General features: G+C 71.3%; 30 protein-coding genes and 1 pseudogene. 17 read left to right on the forward strand and 14 right to left on the reverse strand.

All coding sequences use genetic code 11. From position 1 onward, the window contains the following. Window positions 1-4: 4 nt before the first annotated feature. Entirely contained in the window at window positions 5-658 is a 654-nt protein-coding gene (locus BM204_RS19345; protein ID WP_091116856.1) for a nitroreductase family protein, read from the reverse strand. 19 nt (window positions 659-677) lie between these two features. On the opposite strand from BM204_RS19345, the gene BM204_RS19350 reads away from it, so the two are divergent. Genes BM204_RS19350 through BM204_RS19365 form a run of 4 tightly spaced genes read left to right on the forward strand, consistent with a single transcriptional unit; the run spans window position 678 to window position 5245 of the window. Beyond that, complete coding sequence (locus tag BM204_RS19350; RefSeq protein ID WP_091116859.1) at window positions 678-1937, forward strand: allantoate amidohydrolase; 1260 nt, start codon at window positions 678-680, stop codon at window positions 1935-1937. Continuing rightward, the gene (locus BM204_RS19355; protein WP_091116912.1) at window positions 1934-3304 is read left to right on the forward strand and encodes a formimidoylglutamate deiminase; all 1371 of its coding nucleotides are present in this window, start codon (window positions 1934-1936) and stop codon (window positions 3302-3304) included. The genes BM204_RS19350 and BM204_RS19355 overlap by 4 nt, the downstream gene beginning before the upstream one ends. Before the next feature lie 28 nt (window positions 3305-3332). Beyond that, window positions 3333-4478, forward strand: a complete 1146-nt coding sequence (hutI, locus tag BM204_RS19360; protein ID WP_246166465.1) for an imidazolonepropionase — start codon at window positions 3333-3335, stop codon at window positions 4476-4478. Next, window positions 4475-5245, forward strand: a complete 771-nt coding sequence (locus BM204_RS19365; RefSeq protein WP_091116865.1) for a CDP-alcohol phosphatidyltransferase family protein — start codon at window positions 4475-4477, stop codon at window positions 5243-5245. Before hutI ends, BM204_RS19365 begins: the two co-directional genes overlap by 4 nt. Here BM204_RS19365 and BM204_RS19370 read toward each other — a convergent pair. Beyond that, window positions 5239-6672 carry a M1 family metallopeptidase gene (locus BM204_RS19370; RefSeq protein WP_091116870.1) on the reverse strand — a complete coding sequence of 478 codons (1434 nt, stop codon included), beginning with the start codon at window positions 6670-6672 and terminating at the stop codon, window positions 5239-5241. The two genes, BM204_RS19365 and BM204_RS19370, sit on opposite strands and share 7 nt — an antisense overlap. A gap of 38 nt (window positions 6673-6710) precedes the next feature. On the opposite strand from BM204_RS19370, the gene BM204_RS19375 reads away from it, so the two are divergent. Together BM204_RS19375 and BM204_RS19380 are read left to right on the forward strand one after the other, a co-directional pair. Beyond that, a complete protein-coding gene (locus tag BM204_RS19375; RefSeq protein WP_091116873.1) occupies window positions 6711-7592 on the forward strand; it encodes a ferredoxin family protein in 882 nt (293 codons plus the stop codon). A 20-nt stretch (window positions 7593-7612) separates the two neighbouring features. Then, entirely contained in the window at window positions 7613-9016 is a 1404-nt protein-coding gene (locus BM204_RS19380) for a cytochrome P450 (RefSeq protein WP_091116914.1), read from the forward strand. 5 nt (window positions 9017-9021) lie between these two features. On the opposite strand, the gene BM204_RS19385 is transcribed toward BM204_RS19380, so the two are convergent. The 3 genes from BM204_RS19385 to BM204_RS19395 are packed head-to-tail and all read right to left on the reverse strand — an operon-like array spanning window position 9022 to window position 10578. After that, window positions 9022-9462: a hypothetical protein gene (locus BM204_RS19385; protein ID WP_091116875.1), complete on the reverse strand. Its 441-nt coding sequence runs from the start codon at window positions 9460-9462 to the stop codon at window positions 9022-9024. Then, complete coding sequence (locus BM204_RS19390) at window positions 9449-10300, reverse strand: hypothetical protein (protein ID WP_091116877.1); 852 nt, start codon at window positions 10298-10300, stop codon at window positions 9449-9451. Before BM204_RS19390 ends, BM204_RS19385 begins: the two co-directional genes overlap by 14 nt. After that, on the reverse strand, window positions 10297-10578 hold the full coding sequence (locus tag BM204_RS19395; RefSeq protein ID WP_091116879.1) for a hypothetical protein: 282 nt from the start codon (window positions 10576-10578) through the stop codon (window positions 10297-10299). The genes BM204_RS19390 and BM204_RS19395 overlap by 4 nt, the downstream gene beginning before the upstream one ends. 88 nt (window positions 10579-10666) lie before the next feature. Here BM204_RS19395 and BM204_RS19400 point away from each other — a divergent pair, with 88 nt between their 5' ends. Continuing rightward, window positions 10667-11038: a zinc ribbon domain-containing protein YjdM gene (locus tag BM204_RS19400; protein WP_091116881.1), complete on the forward strand. Its 372-nt coding sequence runs from the start codon at window positions 10667-10669 to the stop codon at window positions 11036-11038. A 122-nt stretch (window positions 11039-11160) separates the two neighbouring features. Here BM204_RS19400 and BM204_RS19405 read toward each other — a convergent pair whose 3' ends face one another. The 5 genes from BM204_RS19405 to BM204_RS19425 are packed head-to-tail and all read right to left on the reverse strand — an operon-like array spanning window position 11161 to window position 16290. Continuing rightward, on the reverse strand, window positions 11161-12234 hold the full coding sequence (locus BM204_RS19405; RefSeq protein ID WP_091116883.1) for an NAD(P)H-dependent amine dehydrogenase family protein: 1074 nt from the start codon (window positions 12232-12234) through the stop codon (window positions 11161-11163). Between the two features lie 7 nt (window positions 12235-12241). Then, window positions 12242-13399, reverse strand: coding sequence for a sulfotransferase family protein (locus BM204_RS19410; RefSeq protein ID WP_091116885.1), 1158 nt, complete (start codon window positions 13397-13399; stop codon window positions 12242-12244). Between the two features lies 1 nt (window position 13400). Further along, complete coding sequence (locus tag BM204_RS19415) at window positions 13401-14252, reverse strand: SDR family oxidoreductase (RefSeq protein WP_246166467.1); 852 nt, start codon at window positions 14250-14252, stop codon at window positions 13401-13403. Continuing rightward, the gene (locus BM204_RS19420) at window positions 14249-15412 is read right to left on the reverse strand and encodes a hypothetical protein (RefSeq protein ID WP_091116887.1); all 1164 of its coding nucleotides are present in this window, start codon (window positions 15410-15412) and stop codon (window positions 14249-14251) included. Before BM204_RS19420 ends, BM204_RS19415 begins: the two co-directional genes overlap by 4 nt. Beyond that, on the reverse strand, window positions 15409-16290 hold the full coding sequence (locus BM204_RS19425; protein WP_091116890.1) for a TIGR03619 family F420-dependent LLM class oxidoreductase: 882 nt from the start codon (window positions 16288-16290) through the stop codon (window positions 15409-15411). The genes BM204_RS19420 and BM204_RS19425 overlap by 4 nt, the downstream gene beginning before the upstream one ends. A 45-nt stretch (window positions 16291-16335) precedes the next feature. Between BM204_RS19425 and BM204_RS19430 the strand changes: the two genes are divergently transcribed. The 3 genes from BM204_RS19430 to BM204_RS19440 all read left to right on the forward strand — a co-directional run bounded on the left by BM204_RS19430 (window position 16336) and on the right by BM204_RS19440 (window position 17940). Next, window positions 16336-16779: a nuclear transport factor 2 family protein gene (locus tag BM204_RS19430; RefSeq protein ID WP_091116892.1), complete on the forward strand. Its 444-nt coding sequence runs from the start codon at window positions 16336-16338 to the stop codon at window positions 16777-16779. Then, window positions 16769-17275: a nitroreductase family deazaflavin-dependent oxidoreductase gene (locus BM204_RS19435; protein WP_246166469.1), complete on the forward strand. Its 507-nt coding sequence runs from the start codon at window positions 16769-16771 to the stop codon at window positions 17273-17275. Before BM204_RS19430 ends, BM204_RS19435 begins: the two co-directional genes overlap by 11 nt. 89 nt (window positions 17276-17364) lie before the next feature. Continuing rightward, window positions 17365-17940 (forward strand): hypothetical protein, encoded by a 576-nt coding sequence (locus BM204_RS19440; protein WP_091116894.1) that lies wholly within the window; start codon window positions 17365-17367, stop codon window positions 17938-17940. Here the strand turns inward: BM204_RS19440 and BM204_RS19445 are convergent. Next, window positions 17921-18856: an EamA family transporter gene (locus BM204_RS19445; protein ID WP_091116896.1), complete on the reverse strand. Its 936-nt coding sequence runs from the start codon at window positions 18854-18856 to the stop codon at window positions 17921-17923. The genes BM204_RS19440 and BM204_RS19445 overlap by 20 nt on opposite strands. 36 nt (window positions 18857-18892) lie before the next feature. On the opposite strand from BM204_RS19445, the gene BM204_RS19450 reads away from it, so the two are divergent. Together BM204_RS19450 and BM204_RS19455 are read left to right on the forward strand one after the other, a co-directional pair. Continuing rightward, entirely contained in the window at window positions 18893-19393 is a 501-nt protein-coding gene (locus BM204_RS19450) for a MarR family winged helix-turn-helix transcriptional regulator (protein WP_170259263.1), read from the forward strand. Window positions 19394-19406: 13 nt separating this feature from the next. Then, window positions 19407-19985: a SecDF P1 head subdomain-containing protein gene (locus BM204_RS19455; protein WP_091116897.1), complete on the forward strand. Its 579-nt coding sequence runs from the start codon at window positions 19407-19409 to the stop codon at window positions 19983-19985. On the opposite strand, the gene BM204_RS19460 is transcribed toward BM204_RS19455, so the two are convergent. Continuing rightward, the gene (locus BM204_RS19460) at window positions 19972-20817 is read right to left on the reverse strand and encodes an aldo/keto reductase (protein ID WP_091116900.1); all 846 of its coding nucleotides are present in this window, start codon (window positions 20815-20817) and stop codon (window positions 19972-19974) included. The genes BM204_RS19455 and BM204_RS19460 overlap by 14 nt on opposite strands. Before the next feature lie 45 nt (window positions 20818-20862). Between BM204_RS19460 and BM204_RS19465 the strand changes: the two genes are divergently transcribed. Further along, a complete protein-coding gene (locus tag BM204_RS19465) occupies window positions 20863-21309 on the forward strand; it encodes an NUDIX hydrolase (protein ID WP_091116902.1) in 447 nt (148 codons plus the stop codon). 5 nt (window positions 21310-21314) lie between these two features. Here BM204_RS19465 and BM204_RS19470 read toward each other — a convergent pair whose 3' ends face one another. Then, window positions 21315-22292 (reverse strand): M28 family peptidase, encoded by a 978-nt coding sequence (locus tag BM204_RS19470; RefSeq protein ID WP_143099845.1) that lies wholly within the window; start codon window positions 22290-22292, stop codon window positions 21315-21317. 38 nt (window positions 22293-22330) lie between these two features. On the opposite strand from BM204_RS19470, the gene BM204_RS19480 reads away from it, so the two are divergent. Next, entirely contained in the window at window positions 22331-22786 is a 456-nt protein-coding gene (locus tag BM204_RS19480; protein WP_218031323.1) for an alpha/beta fold hydrolase, read from the forward strand. Here the strand turns inward: BM204_RS19480 and BM204_RS19485 are convergent. Next, complete coding sequence (locus tag BM204_RS19485; protein ID WP_091116908.1) at window positions 22763-23293, reverse strand: GNAT family N-acetyltransferase; 531 nt, start codon at window positions 23291-23293, stop codon at window positions 22763-22765. The two genes, BM204_RS19480 and BM204_RS19485, sit on opposite strands and share 24 nt — an antisense overlap. A gap of 183 nt (window positions 23294-23476) precedes the next feature. Here BM204_RS19485 and BM204_RS19490 point away from each other — a divergent pair, with 183 nt between their 5' ends. From BM204_RS19490 to BM204_RS19500, 3 genes and pseudogenes are all read left to right on the forward strand, one after another. Beyond that, the gene (locus tag BM204_RS19490) at window positions 23477-23941 is read left to right on the forward strand and encodes a dihydrofolate reductase family protein (protein WP_218031324.1); all 465 of its coding nucleotides are present in this window, start codon (window positions 23477-23479) and stop codon (window positions 23939-23941) included. A 279-nt stretch (window positions 23942-24220) separates the two neighbouring features. After that, window positions 24221-24460, forward strand: coding sequence for a hypothetical protein (locus BM204_RS22375; protein WP_143099846.1), 240 nt, complete (start codon window positions 24221-24223; stop codon window positions 24458-24460). A 115-nt stretch (window positions 24461-24575) separates the two neighbouring features. Continuing rightward, window positions 24576-25020: pseudogene (locus BM204_RS19500) on the forward strand (hypothetical protein); the annotation flags it as partial.

The following is a 25020-nucleotide window of genomic DNA, read 5'->3' on the forward strand; positions in this document are numbered from 1 at the left end:
TAGGTTAGTGACCCGTCTCGCCCTCGTGGCCTCCCCAGTGGCCACCCCAGTGGCCGTGGTGCACCACGTCGCGCCACGGCGTCCGGGCGCGTCGGGTCGGCGACCCGCTGGTCGCGTCGGGCTCCTCGGCGACGCGGTGCCCGATCGTGATGACGCCGACCGGGTCGTGGTCGTCGGGGATGCCGAACTCCTCGCGCAGCCGCGGCTCGTGGGCGGCGTGGACGCCGAAGAAGCAGGCGCCGAGCCCCGCGTCGGTGACGGTCTGCAGGATCAGCAGCGAGGCCATCGCGGCGTCCATGTGCCAGAACGGCTTGGCCCAGCGGGTCTCGTCGCGGTCGCTCCAGCCCTTGTCCGGCTCGGCATAGCGGTCGAGGTACGCCGCCTTGCTCGAGCACGGCACGATCACGACCGGCGCGGTCATGAGCCCCGCGAGCCAGGCGCCGGGCCGCTCGAGGCTGGCGGCATCGGTGGAGGCGGCCCAGAAACGTCGTACGTCGTGGGGCTGGTCGAGGCGCAGGAACGCCCAGCCCTGGCTGAAACCGGCGTTGGGGGCGCGGGTCGCGTTGTCGAGCGCGCGGTCGATGATCGTCGGGTCGACGGGCCCCTCGGCGTAGCGGCGGACCATCAAGCGACGCCTGACGACGTCCTGGAACTCCACGTGCCCCAGTATGGGCCCCATGGCTGACGACTTCGAGCGGATGTGGGCCGACCTGGCCCCGATCGGTCGATCGTCGACGTCCGGTGGCTACTTCCGTCAGCCCTTCCTCGGCGCCGAGACCGAGCTGCGCGCGTGGTTCGTCGAGCAGGCGATCGCGCGGGGGCTCGTGGTGGAGGCCGACGGCGTCGGCAACGTCGTGGCCTGGTGGGACACCGCCTCTCCTGGCGCTGCTGCGTCCGGCGCTGCCTCTTCCGGCGCTGGCGGTGCCGTGCTGACGGGATCGCACCTCGACTCGGTGCTCGACGGCGGGGCCTACGACGGACCGCTGGGCGTCGTCTCCGCCCTCGCGGCGGTCGACCTGCTGAGGTCGCGCGGGGTCGTGCCGCTGCGGCGGATCGGGGTGTCGGTCTTCGCCGAGGAGGAAGGCTCCCGCTTCGGGCTGGCCTGCCTGGGCTCGCGGCTGGCGACGGGCGGGCTGTCGTGGTCCGACGCGCAGGAGCTGCGCGACCGGGACGGGGTGTTCCTGGCGGACGCGCTGGCGTCGGTGGACCTGCCGGGCGGGGCCGGGTGGCCGGGTGGCGGGGTGCTGGACCTCTCGGGCGTCGGGACCTTCGTGGAGCTGCACGTCGAGCAGGGGCGCGACCTGGTCGACCGGGGGGCCGCGGTCGGCGTGGCGAGCGAGATCTGGCCGCACGGGCGCTACCGCTTCGACGTCACCGGCGAGGCCAACCACGCCGGCACCACACGCATGGAGGACCGGGCCGACCCGATGCTGACCTTCGCCATGACCGCGCTCGCAGCCAACAAGCAGGCCCGGCTGTCCGGGTCGCGCGCGACCTTCGGCCGCGTCGAGGTCGAGCCCAACGGCACCAACGCCGTGCCGTCGCGGGTGACCGCGTGGCTCGACGCACGCTGCGCCTCCGACGCCGAGCTCGCCGACCTGGTGGGCGCCGTGACCCGCCAGGGCACGGAGCGGGCCGGGCGTGACGGCACGGCGCTGGTCGTCACCGCGGAGTCCGTGTCGGCGTCCGTGGCCTTCGACGCGTCGCTCGCCACCGCGGTCGCTGCCGACCACGCCGGCGGTGACTGGCCCGTGATCCCCACCCAGGCCGGCCACGACGCAGGCATCCTCTCGGCCGCGGGCATCCCCACCGCGATGCTGTTCGTCCGCAACCCGACCGGCGTCTCGCACTCCCCGGCCGAGTCGGCGACGGTCCCCGACTGCCTGGTGGGCGTCTCCGCCCTCGCGGACACGCTCGAGCGGCTGGCCGGCCGATGAGCGCGGTGAGCGGCTCGTCGTACGTCCTCGAGCGGGCCTGGGTCGACGGCGCGGTCCACGACGACGTGCTGGTCGTGATCGAGGACGGGCGGTTCACCGAGGTGCTTCGTGGGCGAGTCGCGCACTTGTCGGGTGTTGCAACCCCTGACAAGCGACAGAGTCCCCGGACATCCGGGGACTCATGCACCCTCCCCGGCCTCACCCTCCCCGGCCTGGCCAACGGCCACAGCCACGCGTTCCACCGGGCACTGCGCGGGCGGACCCAGCGGCAGCGGGGGACGTTCTGGACGTGGCGGGAGCAGATGTACGCGGTGGCGGAGGCGCTGGACCCCGACACCTACTATGCGCTGGCGCGGGCGGTCTTCCGCGAGATGGTGGCCGCGGGGATCACGACCGTGGGGGAGTTCCACTACCTGCACCACCAGCCCGACGGCACGCCGTACGACGAGCCGAACGCGATGGGCCTCGCGCTCATCGCTGCGGCACACGATGCCGGGATCCGGATCGCGCTGCTCGACACCTGCTACCTCAGCAGCGGGTTCGGCGAGCCGGTCCAGGGCGTGCAGCGGCGCTACTCCGACGGCGACGCCGAGCGATGGGCGCAGCGCATGAGCGCCCTCCGACCTGACGACGCCACGGTGGTCGGAGCCGCGATCCACTCGGTGCGCGCCGTGCCCGACGAGCACCTCGCGACCGTCGTGGAGGCTGCGACCGGTCGTCCGCTGCACGTGCACCTCTCGGAGCAGACAGCCGAGAACGACGCCTGCATCGCCGCCTACGGCGCCACGCCGACCCAGCTCCTCGCCGACCACGGGGTGCTCGGGCCGCTGACGAGCGCGGTGCACGCTACGCACCTGATGGAGGACGACCTGATCCACCTCGGCAGCACCCACACCTACGCATGCTTCTGCCCCACGACCGAGCGCGACCTCGGCGACGGCGTCGGTCCCAGCCGGCACCTGTACGAGGCGGGAAGCCCGCTGACCCTCGGGTCGGACAGCCACGCCGTCATCGACCTCTTCGAGGAGATGCGCGCGGTCGAGATGGACGAGCGGCTGGCCACGCGCAGCCGCGGTCACTGGACCGCCCACGAGCTCCTGGACGCGGCGACCGTCCACGGCCACGCCAGCCTGGGCTTCCACGATGCCGGCGCGATCGCGGTCGGCCAGCGGGCCGACCTGGTCACCCTCGACACCGCCAGCCCGCGCACCGCCGGCACCGGCGCCGACGCGCAGACGGCCGTCTTCGCCGCAACCGCTGCCGACATCACGCATGTCGTGGTCGACGGACGCGTCGTCTTCCAGCAGGGTGATCGCGAGCAGGTCGGTCGCGACCTCGCCGTCGCGATCGAGAGGCTGTGGGTGTGAGGCACGTGAGGCAGGTGAGGGAAGAGTGGTGACGAGCACGCTGCTGACCAACATCGGCGAGCTCACGACCCACGACCCCGCCGGCGCCGAGGTCCTGCGCCAGGCGGCGCTGGTCATCGAGGGCGCCCACGTCGCGTGGGTCGGCCACCTCGCCGACGCCCCCGCCGCCGACGCCCAGGTCGACCTCGCCGGCCGCGCTGTCGTGCCGGGCTTCGTCGACAGCCACAGCCACCTGGTCTTCGCCGGCGACCGTGCCGACGAGTTCGCGGCCCGCATGGCGGGCCAGCCCTACGCCGCCGGCGGCATCCGCACCACCGTCAGCGCCACCCGCGGGGCGAGCGACGAGCAGCTCACCGCTCGCGTCGGGAGCCTCGTGGCCGAGATGCGCCGCCAGGGCACCACGACCGTCGAGATCAAGAGCGGCTACGGGCTCAGCGTCCACGACGAGGCGCGCAGCCTGGCCGTGGCGCGCCAGTTCACCGAGGAGACGACCTTCCTCGGCGCCCACGTCGTGCCCGAGGGCACCACCGTCGAGGACTACGTCGCGCTGGTCACGGGCCCGATGCTTGAGGCCGCCGCACCGCACGCCCGCTGGATCGACGTCTTCTGCGAGGAAGGCGCCTTCGACGGCGACCAGGCCCGCACGGTCCTCGAGGCGGGTCGCTCGGCCGGCCTGCTGCCCCGCCTGCACGCCAACCAGCTCACCGCGGGGCCCGGCGTACGCCTCGCAGCGGAGCTGGGCCTGCACGCCGTCGACCACTGCACCCACCTGAGCGACGCCGACGTGGGCGCCCTGAGCGACTCGGGGACCATCGCGACCTTGCTGCCGGGCGTGGAGTTCTCCACCCGCCAGCCCTACCCCGATGCCCGGGCGCTCCTCGACGCCGGCGTCCGGGTCGCGATCGCGACCGACTGCAACCCGGGCTCCTGCTTCACCTCCTCCATGCCGTTCTGCATCGCCCTGGCCGTCCGCGAGATGGGGATGACCCCCGCCGAGGCGCTGCGCGCGGCCACCGTGACCGGCGCGGCCGCCCTCGCGCGCGACGACGTCGGCGTCCTCGCTCCCGGCAAGCGCGCCGACCTCGTCGTCCTCGACGCCCCCAGCCACGTCCACCTCGCCTACCGCCCCGGCACGCCGATCGTCGCCCAGACCTGGCTCGGAGGCCGCCCATGACCGCCACCCCCGCACCACCGCACACCCCACCACCGCACACCCCACCCCACAGCAGGGCCCAGTGGCTCGCAGCCGCGGCCGTGCACACCTACACCGCGACCGGGTCCGTGCTGGCGCTGCTGATGGTGCACTACTCCTACCGCGGCGACGTCGACACCGTGCTGTGGCTGTTCTTCGCCGCGATGGTCGTCGACGGCACCGACGGGATGCTCGCGCGGCGCTTCCGGGTCAAGGAGCTGGTGCCCGGCTTCGACGGCGCGTTGCTCGACAACATCGTCGACTACATGACCTACGTGCTCGCGCCGATGGCGCTGCTGTGGGCCAACGGCTACCTGCCTGACGGCACCTTCGGCGGGATCGTCGCAGCGGTGCCGCTGATGGCCTCGTGCGTGCAGTTCTGCCGCACGGACGCCAAGCCGGTCGTCGAGGGCGAGCACTTCTTCCTGGGCTTCCCGAGCTATTGGAACGTGCTGGCCTTCTACGTCATCGCCACCGGCATGGGCACCACCGCCACCGCGGTCGCGATCCTGGTCTGCACGGTCCTGGTCTTCGTGCCGATCCGCTACGTCTATCCCTCACGCACCGAGGCGCTGTGGCAGCTCACGTTCGTGCTGACGGCGCTGTGGTTCGTCGCCTACGCGGTGATTGTCGCCCAGCTTCCCGACCCGCAGACGTGGATCGTCGCCGGCTCGGTCGGCTACCTCGTCTACTACGTCGCGCTGAGCCTCTGGCTGACCCTGGCGTCGGGGCGTCGGGCCGTTCAGTAGCCCGCAGGCCGCCCGTCCAGCTCGAGCCAGTCGGCGAAGAGTCCGTCGAGCTGCTCGCCGGAGACCTGCTCGGCGAGGGTCACGAGCTGCAACGTGCTGGCGTTGGCCTGGCGGTGCAGGGTCGCCCAGCGCTTCACGAACCGGAAGAAGTCGGTGTCGCCGATGCGCTCGCGCAGCACCTGGAGGGTCATCGCGCCCCGGTTGTAGACCGGCTCGCCGAACAGGTCGGCGGAGCTGGTGAACTCCGTCGGCGCGGGGTGCCACAGGCCCTCGTCTGCCGGGGTCGCGTAGAGGTCGTCGAAGTGCTCGGCCGGTGACGTCCCGCCGTGCGCGCCGTCCCAGAGCCACTCGGCGTACGTCGCGAAGCCCTCGGCCAGCCAGATGTCGTGCCAGTCGCGCAGGGTGACCGAGTTGCCGTACCACTGGTGGGCGGTCTCGTGCACCAGCGTCGCCGCGTCGACGGAGAACGGGTAGAACGGCCGCGTCTGGGTCTCCAGCGCGTAGCCGACGGCCGCGTTGTCGACGACCATCCCGCCCGACGTCATCGGGTAGGCGCCGAAGAGCTTCTCCTGGAAGGTCATCACCTTCGGCAGCAGGGCACGGGCAGCCGTGCTGGTGTCGTTGGTCGTGTCGACGAAGCTCCACAGCGGGATCGTGCGCCCGCTGATCGACTCGACCGAGGAGCGGTAGACGTTGAAGGAGCCGATCGCCACCATCGCGAGGTACGTCGACATCCGGTCGCGCGCCTGCCAGGTCCAGGTGGTGCGCAGACCGCGCCGCTCCCGCGAGACGAGGTTGCCGTTGGCCGTGGCCTGCACCGTGTTGGGCACGTCGATGCGGAAGGTGTAGCGCGCCTTGTCGGCGGGGGTGTTGTTGGAGGGGATCCAGGTCATCGTGCCGACCGGCTCGCCGAGCGCGACCGCGCCGTCGACCGTGCGGACCCAGCCCTCCTGGGAGCCGTCGGCGTCGGTGTAGTCCGACGGGGTGCCGGAGTAGGCCACGGTCGTGACGAAGCGGCCCTTCGTCAGCGGCGTGCGGGGGGTGATGACCAGGTGCTCGGCGGTGCGCCGCCAACGCGCCGGCTTGCCGTCGACCTTGATCGAGTCGATCGCCATGCCGACGAAGTCGAGCCGGAAGGAGCGCAGCGACGTCTTCGCCACCGCCCGGATCGCGGTCGACGCCTCGAGGCGGTTGCTCACCGGCTCGTAGCGCAGCCCTACGTCGTAGTGGCGCACGTCGTAGCCGGTGTGGCCCTGGCGCGGGAAGAGCGTGTCGGGCTTGGCCCTGGCCTCCACGGCCATGGCCGGGGCCGCGGGGGCAGGGTCACTGACGCGGGCGCCGGCGGTGGGTAGCGCAGGTCCGGAGAGCCCGAGGACCAACGGCAGGACGAGGGTCGCGAGCAGGGGGCGAATCACCAGTCGGGGCACCCGATCGACTCTAGTGCGCCGTCTGGTCGAATAACGGGGTGGACATCAGGTGCGCGGCCCTCAGCCTCGCCGATGCCGAGCCGCTGGCCGGCACGGCTCCGACCGAGGCCGACTGGCTGCTCGTCGAGCACTCCGGCTCCTGGGGTCGCAAGGCGGTCGCCGAGAGCAACCTGCCCGACGAGGTGCGCGAGCACCTGCTCGGGCTCGCCGGCGTGCGTGTGCAGCTGATCCGCCGTCACGGGCGCGAGACCGACCCCACCTCGCAGGTCCGGGTGTTCACCGTCTCGCTGGCCCAGTCGTCGGGCCAGCGGGCAGTGGTGCGCTCCGCCGTGCTCGCCGACGTCGGGGAGCTGCTGACGATGGACCTCGTTGCCGACGCTGGGGACCCCTCCGCCCTCACGCCGTACGACGAACCGCTGTGGCTGGTCTGCACCAACGGTCGCCGCGACGTCTGCTGCGCCGAGCTCGGGCGACCCGTCGCTGCCGCGCTCGCCGCCCGCTGGCCGGACGCCACGTGGGAGACCACCCACCTCGGCGGGCACCGCTTCTCCGGGACCCTGCTCGCACTGCCCTCGGGGTTGGCCCTGGGCCGCCTCGACGCGGCGTCAGCCGTGAAGGCCTGCGAGGAGGTCGAGGCGGGGCTGGTCCCCGCCCTGCTCACCCGCGGCCGGGCCGGTCGCAGCGGCGCCGAGCAGGTCGCCGAGCTGCACCTGCGCGGGGAGCTCGCCTTCGCCGACGTCGAGACCCTGCGCCGCGACGGCGACACGATCCTGCTGAGCGCCGACGGCGAGCAGTGGCAGGTCGTCGTGGCGGAGACCCGCGGCGAGCCGCGACGCCAGTCCTGCGCCGACGACGAGCGCAAGGCTGCCCCGGTCTACGTCGTGAGGTCGGCGGGGCGCGCCTCGGCACCCAGCAGTTGACGTACTCGTAGTATGTGACGATGGCCATCCTGGACGACGTCAGTGAGCTGACCGCGACGCGGTTCCGCAGGACGAGCTTCGTCGGGGGTGACTCGCTCCCGCCGGTCGACCTCGAGGGCCTCCCTCCGGGGCCGCGGTGGCCCGCGCTGCTCCAGACCATCGGCCTGATGCGCTTCCGCCACTGGTTCCACCCCGCGCTGCACCGGCGCCACGGCGACGCGTTCACCGTCCGACTGCTGCCTGGTGGGCGGCCACTGGTGTTCTTCACCCGCCCCGAGCACACCAAGGAGATCTTCGCCGGCGACCCGGAGGTCTTCCACGCGGGGAAGGCCAACGCGATCCTCGGTCCGATCATGGGGCGGCACTCGCTGCTGCTCCAGGACTCGATGGAGCACAAGCGCGCCCGCAAGCTCTTGATGCCGGCCTTCAACGGTGCCGCACTGCGGGAGTACCAGACCCTCGTCACCGACCTGGCCCGCGCCGAGGTCGCCACGTGGCACAGCGGCTCCGAGCTGCGCTCGCTCGACCGGATGAACGCGCTGACCCTCGAGGTCATCCTCCGCGTCGTCTTCGGCGTGACCGACGAGGCCCGCCTCGCGGCGCTCCGGCCCCGCGTCAACGCCACGGTCGACGTCTCGCCGGTCGTGCTGCTCGGCTGGGGCTATCCCCGGCTGCAGAAGCTGGGGCCGTGGAAGCGCACGGTCGACAACCAGTACGAGCTGGACCGGCTGATGTATGCCGAGATCCGCGAGCGGCGCGAGGCCACCGACCTCGAAGAGCGGACCGACGTACTGTCCCGGCTGATCCTGGCGGGAGCCGAGGACGGCGACGGTCTCGACGACACCGAGCTCCGCGACCAGCTCGTCACCCTTCTCCTCGCCGGCCACGAGACCACCGCGACGGCGTTGGCGTGGACGCTCTACGAGATCGGCCGGGACCCCGGGCTCCTGGCCCGGACCCAGCAGGCGGCCGACGACGAGACCCCCGAGGGCGACGCCTGGCTCGATGCGGTCCTCAAGGAGTCGATGCGCCTGCACCCGGTCATCCCGATGGTCGTGCGCACCCTGATCGAGCCGGTCACGATCGGTGGCTATGACCTCCCGGCCGGAACGACGGTCGGGCCCTCGATCATCGTCAGCCACCAGCGCAGCGAGGCCTTCCCGGACCCCGAGGTCTTCCGGCCGGAGCGGTTCCTCGACGGCAACCCGCCCACCAACACCTGGATCCCCTTCGGCGGCGGCGCCCGGCGCTGCATCGGTGCGGGCTTCTCCCTGATGGAGGGCGCGGCCGTCCTGCGCGAGGTCTTCCAGGCGTACGGCGTCGAGGCGGTCGGGGACGATGTCCCCAAGGTCCGCAACATCACCTCCGTGCCCCGCAACGGTGCGACGGTGCGAGTCACGGCGCGCCGACGTGGTGACGCCTGATCTTCCTAGGCCGCGACCTCGCTGAGGTCGACCGTCTCGGCAATCGCCTCGAAGACGTCGCACCAGTCCCAGTAGTCCTCACGGGCGACCGAGCAGGTGAGGGTGAAACCGAGCGTGCCGAGCAGCCAGGCCCACTGCTCGCTGACGATGTCGGCCGCGCCCCGCCGGTGGGCGAAGCGGCGGTAGGCCACGTCGTGGCCCATCAGGTCGAACGCGTCCTCGTCCTCCACGTCGAAGTCGTCGAGCCGCCCGGCCAGCTCGCGCATGGCTGCGTCGCGCCAGCCGGCCAGCTCCTGGTCGACCCGGACGCACGCGAGCACCAGCTCGGGGCGCACGCCGCTGTCGGGGAGGACCGGTGAGCGGGCGCTGACCAGCACCCCGTGGTCGGGGTCGGAGCGGCGACGCCACCGGGGCGGGACGACGATGCCGAGGTCACCGCGGGCCATCGGGCACCTCCCACGGGACCGGGACCGGGAGGGCGTGCGGCGTGGGGGTGGCCGGGGCCCAGTCGTCCTCGCCCGGCGCCTCGAGCGCGAGGTCGAGCGCGAGGTCGAGGTCGTGCGGCGGGCGTGGCTGCCTCGTCAGGACCCCGGCAGCGGCGGCACCGGCGGCACCGGCCGCACCGACCGGCGCACCGACCGGCACGTCGACGGCCGGGCCGGCAGGGAACACAGGTCCGGCCGGAGGAACGGGGGGCCTGACCGGGGCGTCGGCAGCAGGCACGTGAGGGCGCACCGGCCCTGCTGACCCTGCCGGCTCCGTCGGCTCCGTCGGGACCGCCGACCCCGGGAGCTCGGCGGCCGGGACCGCCGCGGTGCCGGCGTGCTCGGCGAGAGCGGCCTGCCAGTCCCGGTGGGCCTGGTGCTCGAACCGGCGGGCCTGGTCGAGCGTCTGCTCGACCAGCTCGTAGGTCCGTCGTTGCCCGTCGTCGGCATAGGGCCCGGGTCGCAGGATCTCCTCGCCCTCGACGACCAGGTGCTGCCGGGCCAGCTCGCGGGTGCGACGCAGCGCGAGCCGGACCGTGTCGAGGCTCGTCCCGAACGCCGTCAGCGCCACCGCCAGCTCGTGGCACGCCGTCTCGCAGCGCTGAGTCTGCCCGTGCAGCCGGCCGGCGCTGAGCCGGAAGGCGTCGGCCGACCAGCCGTCGAAGTCGTCCGGCGAGGAGGTGGCCTGGGCCGCCACGAAACCGCGGGCGTCCTCGAGCGCCCGGGCGAGCCCCGCGAGCCGCTCCGCCGTGCGCCAGCAGGACTCCGGGTCGCCCTCGAACGACGTGCTCAGGCTCATGGTGTCGCTCCTGGGAGCAGCCGGTCGAGGGCGCCGCGGACCCCACCGTCGACGCCGGGGGAGGTGGTGACGAAGCCGTCGAGCGCGTCACCGAGGTGCCGCAGGTCGTCGGCCACCGCCGTGGTCTCGGCGAGCACCCGCTCGAGCCCCTCCTGGGTGGCGCAGCCGGAGCGGCCGGTGTCGGGCAGTGGGACCTGGAGCCGGTCGTCGACGTCCAGGCCGTGGCGGATGAGCTCGCGGCTCGCGCGCAGCAGGGCGCGGGGATTGATGGTGAACATGACCGGAGGCTGCTCGCTCGGCGGGGTCGCCCAAACCAGGCCGGGCCGCCCCTGTGGAGGGCCGCCCGGGCAGCCCTAGGGTGGCCGCATGACCGAGACCCCCGCCCCGTCCTGCCCGGAGTGCTCCAGCGAGCACACCTACGAGCTCGGCGGGCTCACCGTGTGCTCGATGTGCGCCTTCGAGTGGTCCGCCGAGGCCGCGGCCGAGGCCGCGGCAGAAGAGGGCGATGCCGACGCCCCGCGCGTCGTCAAGGACTCGGCCGGCAACGTGCTCGCCGACGGCGACACCGTGGTGGTCGTGAAGGACCTCAAGGTCAAGGGCAGCCCGACCTCGATCAAGATCGGCACCAAGGTCCGCAACATCCGCCTCGTCGACGGTGCCGGCGACCACGACATCGACTGCAAGGTCGACGGCTTCGGCGCGATGCAGCTCAAGTCGAGCGTGGTGAAGAAGGCGTAGGAGCCCGTGCCGTCCGGACGTGCCGCGATCCGCGCCGAGCGGACACCCAGTCAGAAGCCCACGCCGAGCCAGGTCAGCGCGGTCCGCGGTCCCGAAGACCCGTCGTTCGTCGTCCGCCAGGGTCAGCGGATCGTCCCCACCCCCGGCACGAGCGGCAGGTCGAGCGCGGTGACCCAGCCGGCGGGCAGGTCGTTGACGGCCGGCACGGCGTTCAGCGCCCGCAGGCCGGTGGCCAGGCAGCCGGCGACGGCGGGGGAGCGGCCCGAGCCGTCGGTGAAGCGGAACGACGTCTCCTGGCTGATCGAGGGCGAGCCGGTGATGTCGACACGATAGACGTCGTCCTGCGACCCGGCCGGCCACTCGGGCGCGGCGTCCAGCCCGATCCGGTTGACGTGCTCGAGCGAGATCACCTCGCGGCCCTGGTAGATCCCGTTGATGGTGAAGCGGATCGCAGCGACGTTGCCGGCCCCGATGACGCCCTTCGCGGTCCTCCGGTCGGCGGGGGTCACCCACTTCTCCCAGGTGGTGGTGATGTCGTCGAGCTCGATGCCGACCGCGTGCGCGATCATCGGCACGGTCGCTCCCCACGCCATGATCAGCAGGTCGGGGATCTCCAGCAGCGCGGTGAACTCCGGCGGGCGGCCGATGCCCATCTCGTCCTCGTAGTCACCCTCGTAGTCGGTGTAGTCGAGCAGCTCGGAGGCACGCACCGACGTGACCTCCCCGCACAGCCCCATCAGGGTCAGCGGGAACAGGTCGTTGGCGAACCCGGGGTCGATGCCGGTGGTGAAGCACGACGCGTCGCCCTCCTCGCACGCCTGGGTGATCGGGTCGATCCAGGCCGCAGGGTTCTGCTTCATGCCCGGCCACACCCACGGCGTCATGGCGGTCGAGCAGACGTCGATGCCGGCGCGGAGGAACGCGCTCATCACGCGGATGTTGTCGTCGGCGTGCTGCGCCGTCGGGCCGTAGTGCACCAGCGCGTCCGGTCGCAGGGCGACGAGCTCGTCCACCGAGTCCGTCGCGGTCACCCCGGTGGAGTCGATGCCGCAGAGCGAGCCCGCGTCCTGGCCGACCTTGGCGGGGTTGCTCACCCCGACCCCGACGAGCTCGAACGCCGGGCTCCTCATGATCTCGGCGATCACCATGGTGCCGACGACACCGGTGCCCCAGACGACGATGCGTTTCGGGTGCATGGGGGTCCTATCGGTCGAAGGCGGTGTGGACCTGGGCCTCGGTGAGGCCGTAGTCCGCGAGGTCGTAGCGGTGCGAGGGCTTGGCGGACCCCGACTTGGACTCCCGGTCGATGTCGGTGATCGCGGCCTCCGCCTCGGGCGTCCAGTCCATGCCGAACTGCTCGTAGATGCCCCGCATCGTCCCCACCGGCTCCGAGACGAGGTTGCGGAAGGCGATGTCGGCGAACTGCGCCTGGTCATAGGCCGGACGCGCGTCGTGGAAGGCGTGGAAGGACCGCGACCACAGGTCGAGCTGGGTCTGGCCGATGACGTCACCGACGTACGTCGTGGAGTGGCCGGCGGTCGTCTCCGCCGACAGCGAGCAGGACGACGCGATGCAGACCACGGGGTCGCGGTGGGTGTAGACGACCAGGGCGTCGGGATAGACCGTCATCAATGCGTCGAGGGCGGTCATGTGGGAGGGGTTCTTGAGCACCCAGCGCTTCTCGGGATCGTTGAGCCCGATCAGCTGGAGGTTCTGCTTGTGGCGCGCGTAGGCGTCGGTCCAGTCCTGGCGGGCGAGCCAGGCGGTGTAGCGCGGGACGTTGGCCAGCGACTCATACGAGTTGGACTTGCCGGTCTGGCGCAGCAGCCGCCAGCACTCCTCGACCGAGGTGGCATCCATGTAGTGGATCCCCATGAACTCGGGGGACTCCACGTGGTGCGCGGAGAACGCCTGCTGCATGGCGTTGAAGATGGGGTCGCTGTCCCAGGTGTCTCGCGCGGGTCGCGGCTGGGGGAACTGGGTGATCCACATCTCCAGCCCCTGCGCGACCGGGTCGGCGTGCAGCAGCCGGTGCAGCGCGGTGGTGCCCGTGCGCGGCAGCCCCATCACGAAGACCGGTCGCTCGATCCTCACGTCGGCGTGCTCGGGCCGCTCGTTGAACTTCGCCTGGGTCAGCAGCCGACCGACGATCGCGCTCTTGACCTCGGAGCGCTGGAAGTAGTTGCCCAGCGGGGTCAGCCCGGCCTCCGGCGAGGACAGGTCCTCCACCAGCGTGCGCAGGCCGTCCTCGTGGGAGTCGCCGCCGGTGTCGGTCATGCCCGTCGTGCGCGTGGCGGCGGCCACGATGTCGTCGTAGGACCCGACGTCCGGCCGGGTCCGCGCCATCACGTTGTCACTCATGTCAGTCGTGGAACTCGCCGCAGTCGACCGTGAGCATCTGGCCGGTGACCGCGGAGGCCAGGTCGCTGGCGAGGAAGAGCGCCGCGCGGGCGACCTCCTCGGGGGAGGCGAGCCGCTTGAGGTCGGTCGGCTTGGCCTTCTCGGCGTAGACGTCCTCGTGGGTCTTCTCCTCGACGGCCGCCAGGAAGTCGAAGTAGCCGCGGTTGACGTCCTCGTAGATGTAGGACGGTGCAACGCTGTTGACGCGGATCCCGCGCGGACCCAGCTCGGTGGCGAGCGACGAGGCGAGGTGCTCGAGCGCCCCCTTGGACAGCTTGTAGCCGGCGAACTCGGGCTGGGACGAGAACGCGACGCAGGAGTTGAGCATGATGATCGAGCCCTTGCTCTCCGACAGCGCGTCGGCGAACAGGGCCGAGAGCCGCAGCGGGGCGAAGACATTGGTCTCGTTGACCTTCGCGAGCTTGCGCGGGCTGATCTGGGTGATCGGGTCCATCGGCGGGATGGTGAACGCGTTGTTGATCACGCAGTCGACGCGACCGAAGGCCTCGAGGGTCTTGTCGCGCAGGTTGACCCGCGAGTCCTCGTCGGTCACGTCGGTGACCACGCTGACGACCTTGCCGCCGTGGCCCTCGAGCTCGGACTGGAGCGCGAGGAGACGGGACTCGGTGCGGCTCGCGATCACCAGGTCGGCGCCCATCTTGGCCGCCTCCTCGGCGAGCGACCGGCCGAGACCGGGGCCGATGCCCGAGATGACGATCACCTTGCCCTGGAGCAGGGGGACCGGGGTGTAGCGCTCCTCGATCGAGGTGTCGTGCGCGGCCGCGAGTCCGAGTGCGGGGGAGTCCTGGCTCAACTGATCATCCTTCGGGAAACGGAGCGCTGACGCGCGGCGATGCGCGCGGCGTACTCCTCGGTGGTGAGGGGGGTGAGGTGCGGAAGCAGGTCGGGCACGTCGGTGACCTTGACGACCTGGATCGTGGGGCCGTCGGCGGCCGAGAGGTCACGCTCGAGGCGCTGCCAGCGCAGCATCATCGAGCCGGTGCGGTGGCCGGTGGTCTCGAGCCAGTTGGCGATCGGGGCACCGTCGGCCGGGGGACGCTCGGAGACCACGAAGCGCATGACGCCGTCGGGGTCGGTGTCGGCCTGGGCCTTGGTGAGCGAGGTCTGGTGGGTCTCGTAGTCGGTCGAGGCATACCAGTCCGAGCCGATCTGGATCGCCTGGTAGGCGCAGTCGTCGCACCGCGGCACCGAGACGATCATCGCCTCGTCCTCGGCCAGCGCGTAGTGGCCGATCGAGGAGCGCTGCGAGGCGAGCCCGCCCGGCGTCGACTGCGGCACGGTCAGGGTGTTGACCGGCTCCTTGTACTGGAAGAACTGGGGGAAGGCGAACCACGTATGGATGCTTCCGACCAGGCTGCGCGCGGCGACCTCGTACTTCTTGCGGAGCAGGTCCTCGGTGAGGTCGCGGGCCGGCTTGCCGAGGGTGTCGGCGCGCTCGATGGTCAGCAACCCGCGCTCCTCGGTGTCCCAGTCGTTGAAGACCTCGCGCACGATGAGGGTCTTGGCGCCGGGCTCGGCGACGTAGGTGAACTGGAAGGTCCCGTCGTCGGCCACGTCGAGCTCGCGGTCGTCGAAGGCCATCAGCGACGTGGCGGCCGAGGTGGCGCTGTAGGCGCCGCCCATGACCTGGAACGACAGGTCCGCGCTGGACCCGCGACGTCCGCGCACGACGTACTCGACACCTTCGCGGAGGTAGGCGTTGAAGTAGATCGCGTCGGGGTTGTCGAGTCCCTGACGGGAGAACTGGTGGGTGGGGTTGATGAGCAGCGGCCGGTCGAGGTCGTGGTCGAAGGCCATCTGCATCGCCATCCGGATGCGGCCCGAGAGGTAGTCGTAGCCCTCGAGACGGTCGGCCTCGGTGCGGATGAACGGTGCGTTGGCGACCAGCTCCTCCGCCTCGGCGATCGCGTCCTGGAGGACCTGGGTGAGGCCGAGGCTGCCGGAGGAACTCATCGGTTGACCCGGTGGATGATGCTGTGCGCGTACTTGTCGATCGCGTCGATCTTCTTCTCCAGCGGCTCGGTGTCCGGGCCCATGATGTAGGGCACGCGGAAGCCGACGATGCAGTCGGTGACGCCCTTGTCCTCGAGGCGCTTGATCCCGTCGACGTCGTAGGCGTCGTAGGAGATGACGTGCACCTCGAAGGAGTCGTCACCCTCCACTCCCTCCTCACGCCGGATCTCGGCGAGGCGGGTCAGGAGCCGGTCGAGCTCCTCGCCGTCGCCACCGGCGTGCATCCACCCGTCGCCCTTCAGGACCGCCCGGCGCAGCGCGGCGTCGGCGTGGCCGCCCACGAGGAGCGGGATCTTCTCGGTCGCGCCGGGGCACTGCTTGAGCTCGTCGATCTGGTAGAAGTCACCGTCGTAGGCGAAGTACTCACCCATGGTCAGCCCGCGCAGGATGTCCATGCACTCGTCCATGCGCTTGCCGCGCTTTGCCCAGTCGACGCCCAGGTTGGCGAAGTCCTCGGGCCACGGCGAGAGGCCGACGCCGAGACCGAGGCGGTTGCCGGACAAGAAGGCCAGCGAGGAGGCCTGCTTGGCGACCAGGACCGGCGGGCGCACCGGCAGCTTGAGCACGAACGGCGTGAGGCGCAGCGTCGTGGTGTGCGCGAAGAGGTGCGCGCAGAGCACCATCGTCTCGATGAACTCCTTGCCGTCGAGGAAGGCGCGGTCCCCGGTGTCGGTGTAGGGATACTTGGAGTCCGACTCCTTGGGGTAGATCAGGCTGTCGGCCACGGTCATGCTCGTGTAGCCGGCGGCCTCGGCGGCTTGTGCGAGGGGTGCGTAGTAGTGCGCCTGGGTCATCGCCTCGGCGTAGGTGAATCGCATGGCTCCACACTAGAACGTGTTCCAGTTTTGTGCCAGAGTTCACTCGTGGACCTCCAGATGCTGAGCGACCGGGCCGAGATCTCCGACGTGCTGACGCGCTACACGCGCGCCATCGACACCGGCGCGTGGGACGTCCTGGACACCGTCTTCACCCCCGACGCGCAGATCGACTACACGGAGTCGGGCGGCATCGCGGCGTCGTACCCCGAGATCAAGCCGTGGCTGGCCGAGATGCTGCCGGCGTTCTTCCCCAAGCGGATGCACACCCTGGGGCAGCTCGACATCGCGGTGCAGCCGGGGGACGCCGACGGTGCGGACACCGCGACGTGCTCGGCGTACTTCCACAACCCGATGCCCATGGACGACGGGAAGGGCGGGGAGAAGATCGTCGAGCTGGGCGGGATCTACCACCACACACTGGTCCGCACGGTGGACGGATGGCGCAGCCGGCACCTGCACGAGCAGGTCGTGTGGAAGCGTGGCCTCTGAGATGACGATGACACCGGAGCAGCTGGCGAAGCGCAAGAAGGCGCTGGCGAGCCCGGCGACCGTCAAGGTCATCAAGCACATGGCGAGGGCCCAGGTGAAGGTCTTCACGCTCACCGGCGGGCGGATCGGGAGCAAGTGGCGCATCGGTGCGGGCTTCCGCAAGCCGGTCCCGACGCTGCTCCTCGACCACGTGGGGCGCAAGTCCGGGACGCTGTTCCGCACGCCGCTGCTCTACCTGCTCGACGGCCCGAACGTCGTGGTCGTCGCCTCCCAGGGCGGGCTGCCCCAGAACCCGCAGTGGTACCCCAACCTGGTCGCCTCGCCCGACACGACCGTCCAGATCCGCACCGAGAAGCGCTCCGTGCGGGCTCACCCGGCCTCGCCCGAGGAGCGTGCGGCGCTCTGGCCGCGCCTGGTCGAGCTCTACGCCGACTTCGAGGTCTACCAGGAGTGCACCGACCGGGAGATCCCGGTCGTGGTCCTCGAGCCGCGCTGACGCCCCTCTCCACGGGCCTGGCGTTTGGTCTGCTTGGTCCTGTCGCCGACAATAGGGCCGACGTACGACGAGCCAGGGAGTGACCGCACGTGGCCGAGGAAGACACCGACCGTCCCAGCGAGGGGCACCCCGTCCTGACGGGTGTCGTCGCGCTGGTCGCCGTCGCCCTGACCGTGGGGCTGATCCTCGGCGGTGGTGCGCTCGCCGTCAGCCGCGTGCTCGGCATCGGAGGCTCCGACGAGGCGACGTCCGGCTCGACCGTGCAGGAGACGATGTTCCTGCCGCCGGTGGAGCCGACCAACCCCGACTCGGAGCCGCTGCTCACCCTGGCGCCGAACCCGGAGGGGTCCGTGTCCCAGTTCCCCAGCGACGAGCCGTCGGAGGAGGAGCCGGAGTCGTCGATCTCCCTGCAGGCAGGCCAGACCGAGGTCGGCGCGATGGAGCGCATCGACCTGACCGGGGTCTACCCCGGTGGTGAGGGCGCGATCCTCCAGGTCCAGCAGTTCGAGAACGGCACGTGGGGCGACTTCCCGGTGACCGCCACGGTTTCCAACGAGACCTTCACGACCTACATCCAGACCGGCAAGCCCGGCCCCAACCGCTTCCGCGTGGTCGACACCGACGACGACGAGATCTCCAACGAGGTCAAGGTGACGATCGGCTGAGCTCGCGGGGAACGGCGGGTGGGACGGCGGCGCCGCGCCTGGCCGACCGGTGACGTCGTACGGCGGCTGCCAGGGCAGGTTGCCCGGCGAGGACGCCGCCGAGGACCAGGGCCAGGCCGAGGGCCTGGGTCCAGCCGAAGAGCTCCCCGGCGACGGCCACGCCCAGCAGGGTGCCGACCACGGGGTTCAGCAGGCCGATGAGGGAGACCGCGCCGGCGGGCATCCTGGTCAGGCCGTGGAACCAGCAGGTGTAGGCCAGGATCGTGCCGACCGCACCGAGCCACAGGAAGCCGGCGGCCGCAGGCAGGTCGATCGCAGGTGGGGCGCCCTCGACCAGCAGGGCGACCGGCGCCAGCACGAGGCCTCCGGCCACGAGCTGCCAGGACACCAGCGTGACCATGTCGACCGGCGGTTCCCAACGCTTGAGGAGCACGAAGCCCAGCGCCGTGACCGCGACCGACCCGAACGCCGCGAGCAGGCCGAGCTCCGAGACCTGGCCGGGGGAGCGGAGGACGAGCAGTGCGACACCGACGATGCCGACCAGGGCGGCCGCGACTCGCGCGGTGCCCGGCCGCTCGCGGAGCAGGGTCCACGCGACCGCCATGACCGCGAGGGGCATGGTCGCCTGGAGCGTTGCGGCGAGCCCGCCGGGCAGCTCGTAGGCGGCGAGGAAGACGAGCGGGAAGAACAGGCCGATGTTGAGGATGCCGAGCACGGCGGAGCGCCACCACCAATCGCTCTGCGGCAGCCGACGACGGTAGGCCAGCAGCAGGAGACCGGCCGGCAGCGCACGCACGGCAGCGGCGAAGAGCGGGCGGTCGGGCGGCAGCAGCTGCTCCGTGACGATGTATGTCGAGCCCCATGCGAGCGGCGCGACGCTGGTGATCACCGCGGTGCGCCACGAAATAGTTTCCATGGAAACAAGAATAGCTTCCACGTGGGATATATTCCGATGGTGGAGCGCGACCTGGATCACGTGGGCCGGATCATGGCTCAGTGGGCAGAGCAGCGCCCCGACCTCGACGTCTCGCCGCAAGGGATCGTGGGTCGGCTGAGCCGGCTGGCCCAGCACCTCGACGAGGAGCTCACGGTCGTCTACCGCTCGTTCGGGCTGGGCGAGGGGGAGTTCGACGTCCTGGCGACCCTGCGCCGCAGCGGCACGCCGTTCGAGCTGACGCCCGGTGGGCTGGCCGCCTCGACGATGGTGTCGTCAGGAGCCGTGACCAAGCGGGTGGACCGGTGCCTGGAGAAGGGCTGGGTGACCCGCCGGGTGAGCGACCTCGACGGTCGCGGGCGGGTCGTCGCCCTCACGCTGGCGGGCCGGGAGCTCATCGACGAGGCTTTCGAGGCGCACATGGCCAACGAGCAGCGGCTGGTCGGCTCCCTCGGGGACCTGGAGCGAGCGCGACTCGCCCGCCTGCTCGAGACCTGGGGGCGCACCCTCGGGGCGTGAGAGATTCGCAGGCATGAGACTGCGACCTCTGGTCCTCGGGTTCCTGCTCGTCGCCACGCTGGCCGGGTGCGGGGAGGAGTCGCCCGCCGCGGGGCCGGAGGCCGAGCCGTCCGCGACGACAGCATCCGCGGAGCCCGGTGCGTCGCTGGAGGTCCGGGCCGTGATCGCCACCAGCCAGGCGCCGGCGCCCGACTCGCTGGTCAAGCAGCAGTTCGACGCGCTCGACTGCGCCGCCGCGCCGGTGCCGGTGCCCACCGCCGAGCCGGGGGCCGCCTGCGACGCTGCCGGCACGAAGTACAGCCTCGGTCCGGCCGTCGTCGTCGGTGGCATCGAGGACGCCGAGGCCGGTCAGCCCGAGGGGTCGGACCTGTGGGTCGTGGCGGTCGACCTCGAGGCCGGGGCGAGCGAGGCGCTGGATGACCTGACCTCGGAGCTCGCCCCGATCAGTGGCCGCATTGCGCTCGTCGTCGACGGTGCGGTGATCAGCGCCCCCACCGTGCAGACGCCGATCACCGATGGCCGCCTGCAGATCGCGGGCGACTTCGACGAGGAGAGCGCGACGGCCCTCGCCGAGGGGCTCAGCCGGGAATGAAGTCGAACGTGTCGGGGTGCGGGCCGGTGCGGCCCTCCTCGCCTCGGTCGAGCGCGGTGATGGCGGCGACCTCGTCGGCGGTGAGGGTGAAGTCGAAGACGTCGAAGTTCTCCCGCATCCGCTCCTCGCGCACCGACTTGGGGAACACGATGTCGCCGCGCTCGAGGTGCCAGCGCAAGGTCACCTGCGAGGCGGTCTTGCCGTGGCCGGCGGCGATCTTGCCGATCACCTCGTCGTCGAGCACCGCTCCCTGCGCGATCGGGGACCAGGCCTCGACCTCGACGCCATGCCGGATCGACGCGGCGCGGGCGGCCTCGTTGGTCAGGTAGGGGTGGACCTCGATCTGGTTGACCGCCGGCAGCACGCCGGTCTCCGCGACGATGCGGTCGAGGTGGGCCGGCTCGAAGTTGGAGACGCCGACGGAGCGGGCGCGCCCGTCCTGCGTGAGCTCGGCCATCGCCTTCCAGGTGGAGACGTAGTCGCCGTCGTACCTCGTCGGCAGCGGCCAGTGGATCAGGAACAGGTCGACGTGGTCGAGTCCGAGCTTGGCCAGGGACTCCTCGAAGCTGCGCCGGACCTCGTCGGGGGCGTGGAAGCCGTTGTTGAGCTTGGTCGTGACGTAGAGCTCGTCGCGCGAGATGCCCGAGGACGCCAGCGCCTCGCCGACACCCTCCTCGTTCTGGTACATCTGCGCGGTGTCGATGTGGCGGTAGCCGATCTCCAGTGCGGTGCGCACGGCGGCGGCGGTCTCCGCGGGCGGGACCTGGTAGGTGCCGAAGCCCAGCTGCGGGATGGTCGTGTGGTCGTTGAGCGTGATCGTGGAAACGGTCATGGGGGTATAGCGGGTCGCCACGGTGGTCTATTCCATGATGGGGCGATGGAGTACACCGACTACGACACACGTCTGGCCGCCTACGCCGTCATCGTCGACGACCAGGACCACGTCCTGCTCGCGCTGTGGAACGAGGCCGACGAGAAGAAGTGGACGTTGCCCGGGGGCGGAGTGGACTTCGAGGAGTCGGCCGAGGACGGTGCCGTGCGCGAGGTGCGCGAGGAGACGGGGTACGCCGCCAGGCTCGGTCGGCTGCTGGGCGTGCACAGCTACACGATCCCGGTCTCGCGGCGCCTGGCCGACACCGAGCGGCCGATGAAGGCGGTGCGGGTGGTCTTCGAGGCCTCCGTCGTGGGCGGCGAGCTCACCCAGGAGATCGACGGCAGCACCGACGAGGCCCGTTGGTGGCCTCTCGCCGAGGTCGCGCGGCTGCCGCGCGTCGGGCTCGTCGACATCGGGCTCGACCTGTGGCGGTCGGCGCGTTCGTCCTGAGGCGTCTACCTGAGCCAGGCGACGACGATGCGGGCGGCCGCCTCGAGCTGGGACCGTCGTACGACGGAGGGGATGTCGCTCTCGTCGTGGTAGCCGGGATACGGCGTGCTGCCGAGCCGGGCGCCGGGGATGCCTTCGCGCACGAAGGACCAGTGGTCGCTCGAGCGCTGGAAGGTGTCGAGCACGGTCGCCTCGCCCGCTCGACGGGCAGCCGCGACGATCTCGTCGGTGAGCGCGTTGGGCTCGGCCGGCGTGCCGACCGGCATCACGTCACCGACGCCGACCCGGTCCAGCGACACCATGGCGCGCAGGCCGCGACGCTCGGCCGGGGTGAGGGACGCGACGTAGGCGCGTGAGCCGTAGTGGTGGTCGTCGTCGCTCGGCCCGCGTGGCTCCTCGGACCCGAAGGCGACGAGGACGACCGGCATTCGCGTCTGCCGCCCGGCGATGGCGGCGGCCGTCGCGAGGAGCGCGCCCACGCCTGAGGCGTTGTCCTCCGCCCCAGGTGCCTGCGGCACCGTGTCGAGGTGGGCGCCGACGGCGAGCCACGGCTCACCGGGCGTGGTGTCGCCGCGGGTGGCGACCAGGTTGACGCTCGACCCTGCTTCCACGGGGATGCCCCACGAGACGCCGGCCGGGGTGGCGAAGTGTTGGCGTCTCACCTCCCAGCCGCTGGCCTCGAGCTGCTGCTGCACCCAGTCGGCCGCCGCGAAGTACGCCGCGCTGGTCCCGGGCCGTGGGCCGATGGTGCCGGCGAGGTGGCGCACGGCTCTGGTCGCGACCGTGACGTCGACGTCGTCGGGGCTGGCGCGCTGCTGGGGCGTCGGTGTCGGTGTCGGCGTCTGGGTGGGCGATGTGCTGGGCGTGGTCGGTGCCGGCGTGCTGCTGGCCGGGGGCGGCGGGGCGGCCCCGGGCTCCGTCGTACTGCTGCTGCAGCCGGCGAGAGCCGGGAGCAGGAACATGGCGCCGAGAAGTCGCCTCATCACCCCAGTGTGACTCACGGTTGCTAGCGTCCGCGGGCATGGAGTCGATGCGCGTCGAGGTGGACGGTGCCTCGTTGCACGGGGGTGTCACCGGTGCCGGCCCGGACGTGCTGGTGCTGTCGGGAGGGCCGGGGTGCGTGCACTACCTGGAGCAGGACAAGATCGCGCCCGTCGGCCATCGCGCCTGGTATCCCGAGCCGCGCGGGGTCGGCCGCTCGGGAGGAGGGGGGGGGCCAGAGGTGCACGCGGCGCTGGGTGCGTCGTTCACCGAGTGGATCCGGGGGGACTCGCTGTGGCGGGGTCTCGCCGACTGCGAGGTGCCGATGGCCTTCGTCGCCGCCGGCGACGACATCCGGCCGAGCTGGCCGATGGCTCAGCTGGCGCGGACCGTGCGCCCCGGGACCTTTGCGACCGTGCCCGACGTGCCGCACGACTTCTGGTCGACCCATCCCCAGTGTGGACCCGGACGGTCAGTGAGCTGTGTGCGGCGGTGACAGTTCGGTGATGTCGTCGTCGGCGTCGATCCAGTAGCGCCGCAGCCGGCCGTGGGGGTCGTCCACGACCTCCTCGAGGATTCCGCCGTTGCGCTCGATCGTCGTGATCGATCCGACGTTGTCGTCGAGGCAGACGAGCAGCAGCCGGTCCAGGCCCGCGGCCCGGGCGTGGAGGCGGATCTGGCCGAGCGCCCACCTGGCGAGGCCCCGGCCCCGGGCCGACGGGCGGATGCCGTAGCCCGCGTGCCCCAGTCGCAGGGTCGTCTCGTTGGTGACGTGGCGCAGGACGATCCCGCCCTGGACCTCGTCGCCCTCGACGATCCACCAGGCCCGCGCGGCGGGCAGGGAGTGCAGCCGGGCGACCCAGGCGGCGAAGCCCTCCACGGACTCGACGTCGTCCTCGGGCTTGATGGCGAAGCCGTCCTCGTGGACGCCGTGTCCCCACTCGCGGTGGCAGGCGAGCCAGGCGTCGTGGCGCTCGGTGGTGGGGGTGAGGAGCTCGGGCATGTCTCTCATCCTCTGTCGGCGCGTTGCTTCTGAGTAGGGTCCGGTGAACGCGAGGCGCGCATCAAGGGAGAGCAACGAGATGGGACCTCTTCGATTCTCGATCAACGTCACGATCGACGGCTGCTGCCATCACGAGGCAGGCCTCCCCCGGACGAGGAGTCGATGCGCTAATGGACCGCTGAGATGGAGCGAGCCGATGCCCTGCTGTTCGGGCGGGTCACCTACGAGATGATGGAATCGGCGTGGCGGAAGCCGGCCGCGGGCACGTGGCCGGACTGGATGGACGAGTGGGAGACCCCGTTCGCCGAGGCGATCGACCGGGCGAAGAAGCACGTCGTGTCGAGCACGCTGAGCGGGGTCGACTGGAACGCCGAGCTGGTGCGAGGCGACCTGGGGCATGCGGTCCAGCGGCTCAAGGAGGAGCCAGGCGAGGGGCTGTGGGTGGGTGGCGTGACGCTCCCCCTGGCGTTGGCAGATCTGGGACTGATAGACGAGTACGAGTTCCTGGTGCAGCCGGTCCTTGCCGGACACGGGCCGACGTTGCTCGCCGGTCTGCGCGAGCGCAGCCAGCTCGAGCTCGTGGACCGCCGTGAGTTCCGGTCGGGATCGGTCGCCCTGCGATACCGGTCCACACGACAGACGGCTTGACGCGATTTGTCCTGGCACGTTGGCCGCTACCTCGACAAGCAACCACTCGCCAGCACACTGACCGAACTGCAGGCCCAAGGCGACACGTTCGACCGCATCTACAACACCGAACGCCCCCACCAGGGGCTACCCGGCCGCGTCACACCTCAGGTGGCGTGGGAGGCCACCCAGAACGCCGAAGCTCCTCGCCCCAAGCCCGAGCAGCCCATGTTCGTCCAGTCGCTCGCCAGACGTCTTCGCCCCGCACCGGTACCAACCGATCTGCCCGCGAGCACCCACATGAAGAAGCTGACGAGCTCCGGCACCTTCATGCTGGCCAAGGTCCACTACCTGGTCGGCGGACAGTACGGCTTCCAGCAGGTCCTGGTCATCACCGACGGTGACAAGACCACCGTCGCCGACCTGGAAGGAGAGATCCTCATCGAGCACACCCGGCCCGACCCAGGAGTGACGTACGTCGGAAACGGCAGACCCCGCGGCCAACGCCCCAAGACACCTGAAACGTCACCGAAGTTCTGACACGCCAACTGTCACCGATGTCCTGATGCAAAACCGTCACCCATGTCTTGAGACATCACACGAGACCTGTGAATCCGGCTTGTCAACCGAACGTCTCTTCGAGTACACTAGATGCATGACAGCCGGCGCCATCATCGACCCCCACGAGGTCGACGACAACGCGCCCACACCTTCGGACCTCATCGCTGAGATCTGCGCCGCCAAAGCTGCAGAGAACGCCGCCGGGTTGCGGATGTTCCACCTCGCGATCGCGTGGGCCCACGCCCACCCCGAGACCCCCGGCGACCAGTCCTGGAAGGCACCCCGGGCTTCCTATGTCACCGGTGAGCCGATGGGCGACGGGGCCCCGTCCACCGGTGACCTTGATGAGGTCCAGTGGTTCGGGATCCCGCCCATCGCCTGGTCGGCCGCCGCACCGTTCGCAGCAGCGAACGCGATGTCGACCGCGGGTGGGAAGGCTTTCCTGCGGGACTGCCTCGTCATCCGCCACCGCATGCCGAGGGTCTACGCCAAAGTGGTGGCCGGGAAGGTCGCGGTGTGGCGGGCCCGGCGCATCGCGG

It is taken from the genome of Nocardioides psychrotolerans, from assembly GCF_900113685.1.
In the GTDB taxonomy this organism is placed as follows: domain Bacteria; phylum Actinomycetota; class Actinomycetes; order Propionibacteriales; family Nocardioidaceae; genus Nocardioides; species Nocardioides psychrotolerans.

What these genes read in the sequence shown, in the direction of transcription:
- BM204_RS19350 (WP_091116859.1), top strand. Translation starts at nt 678, where the DNA reads ATGGCTGACGACTTCGAGCGGATGTGGGCCGACCTGGCCCCGATCGGT.
- BM204_RS19355 (WP_091116912.1), top strand. Translation starts at nt 1,934, where the DNA reads ATGAGCGCGGTGAGCGGCTCGTCGTACGTCCTCGAGCGGGCCTGGGTC.
- BM204_RS19365 (WP_091116865.1), top strand. Translation starts at nt 4,475, where the DNA reads ATGACCGCCACCCCCGCACCACCGCACACCCCACCACCGCACACCCCA.
- BM204_RS19380 (WP_091116914.1), top strand. Translation starts at nt 7,613, where the DNA reads ATGGCCATCCTGGACGACGTCAGTGAGCTGACCGCGACGCGGTTCCGC.
- BM204_RS19385 (WP_091116875.1), bottom strand. Translation starts at nt 9,462, where the DNA reads ATGGCCCGCGGTGACCTCGGCATCGTCGTCCCGCCCCGGTGGCGTCGC.
- BM204_RS19390 (WP_091116877.1), bottom strand. Translation starts at nt 10,300, where the DNA reads ATGAGCCTGAGCACGTCGTTCGAGGGCGACCCGGAGTCCTGCTGGCGC.
- BM204_RS19395 (WP_091116879.1), bottom strand. Translation starts at nt 10,578, where the DNA reads ATGTTCACCATCAATCCCCGCGCCCTGCTGCGCGCGAGCCGCGAGCTC.
- BM204_RS19400 (WP_091116881.1), top strand. Translation starts at nt 10,667, where the DNA reads ATGACCGAGACCCCCGCCCCGTCCTGCCCGGAGTGCTCCAGCGAGCAC.
- BM204_RS19405 (WP_091116883.1), bottom strand. Translation starts at nt 12,234, where the DNA reads ATGCACCCGAAACGCATCGTCGTCTGGGGCACCGGTGTCGTCGGCACC.
- BM204_RS19410 (WP_091116885.1), bottom strand. Translation starts at nt 13,399, where the DNA reads ATGAGTGACAACGTGATGGCGCGGACCCGGCCGGACGTCGGGTCCTAC.
- BM204_RS19420 (WP_091116887.1), bottom strand. Translation starts at nt 15,412, where the DNA reads ATGAGTTCCTCCGGCAGCCTCGGCCTCACCCAGGTCCTCCAGGACGCG.
- BM204_RS19425 (WP_091116890.1), bottom strand. Translation starts at nt 16,290, where the DNA reads ATGCGATTCACCTACGCCGAGGCGATGACCCAGGCGCACTACTACGCA.
- BM204_RS19445 (WP_091116896.1), bottom strand. Translation starts at nt 18,856, where the DNA reads ATGGAAACTATTTCGTGGCGCACCGCGGTGATCACCAGCGTCGCGCCG.
- BM204_RS19450 (WP_170259263.1), top strand. Translation starts at nt 18,893, where the DNA reads ATGGTGGAGCGCGACCTGGATCACGTGGGCCGGATCATGGCTCAGTGG.
- BM204_RS19455 (WP_091116897.1), top strand. Translation starts at nt 19,407, where the DNA reads ATGAGACTGCGACCTCTGGTCCTCGGGTTCCTGCTCGTCGCCACGCTG.
- BM204_RS19460 (WP_091116900.1), bottom strand. Translation starts at nt 20,817, where the DNA reads ATGACCGTTTCCACGATCACGCTCAACGACCACACGACCATCCCGCAG.
- BM204_RS19465 (WP_091116902.1), top strand. Translation starts at nt 20,863, where the DNA reads ATGGAGTACACCGACTACGACACACGTCTGGCCGCCTACGCCGTCATC.
- BM204_RS19470 (WP_143099845.1), bottom strand. Translation starts at nt 22,292, where the DNA reads ATGAGGCGACTTCTCGGCGCCATGTTCCTGCTCCCGGCTCTCGCCGGC.
- BM204_RS19480 (WP_218031323.1), top strand. Translation starts at nt 22,331, where the DNA reads ATGGAGTCGATGCGCGTCGAGGTGGACGGTGCCTCGTTGCACGGGGGT.
- BM204_RS19485 (WP_091116908.1), bottom strand. Translation starts at nt 23,293, where the DNA reads ATGCCCGAGCTCCTCACCCCCACCACCGAGCGCCACGACGCCTGGCTC.
- BM204_RS19490 (WP_218031324.1), top strand. Translation starts at nt 23,477, where the DNA reads ATGGAGCGAGCCGATGCCCTGCTGTTCGGGCGGGTCACCTACGAGATG.
- BM204_RS22375 (WP_143099846.1), top strand. Translation starts at nt 24,221, where the DNA reads ATGAAGAAGCTGACGAGCTCCGGCACCTTCATGCTGGCCAAGGTCCAC.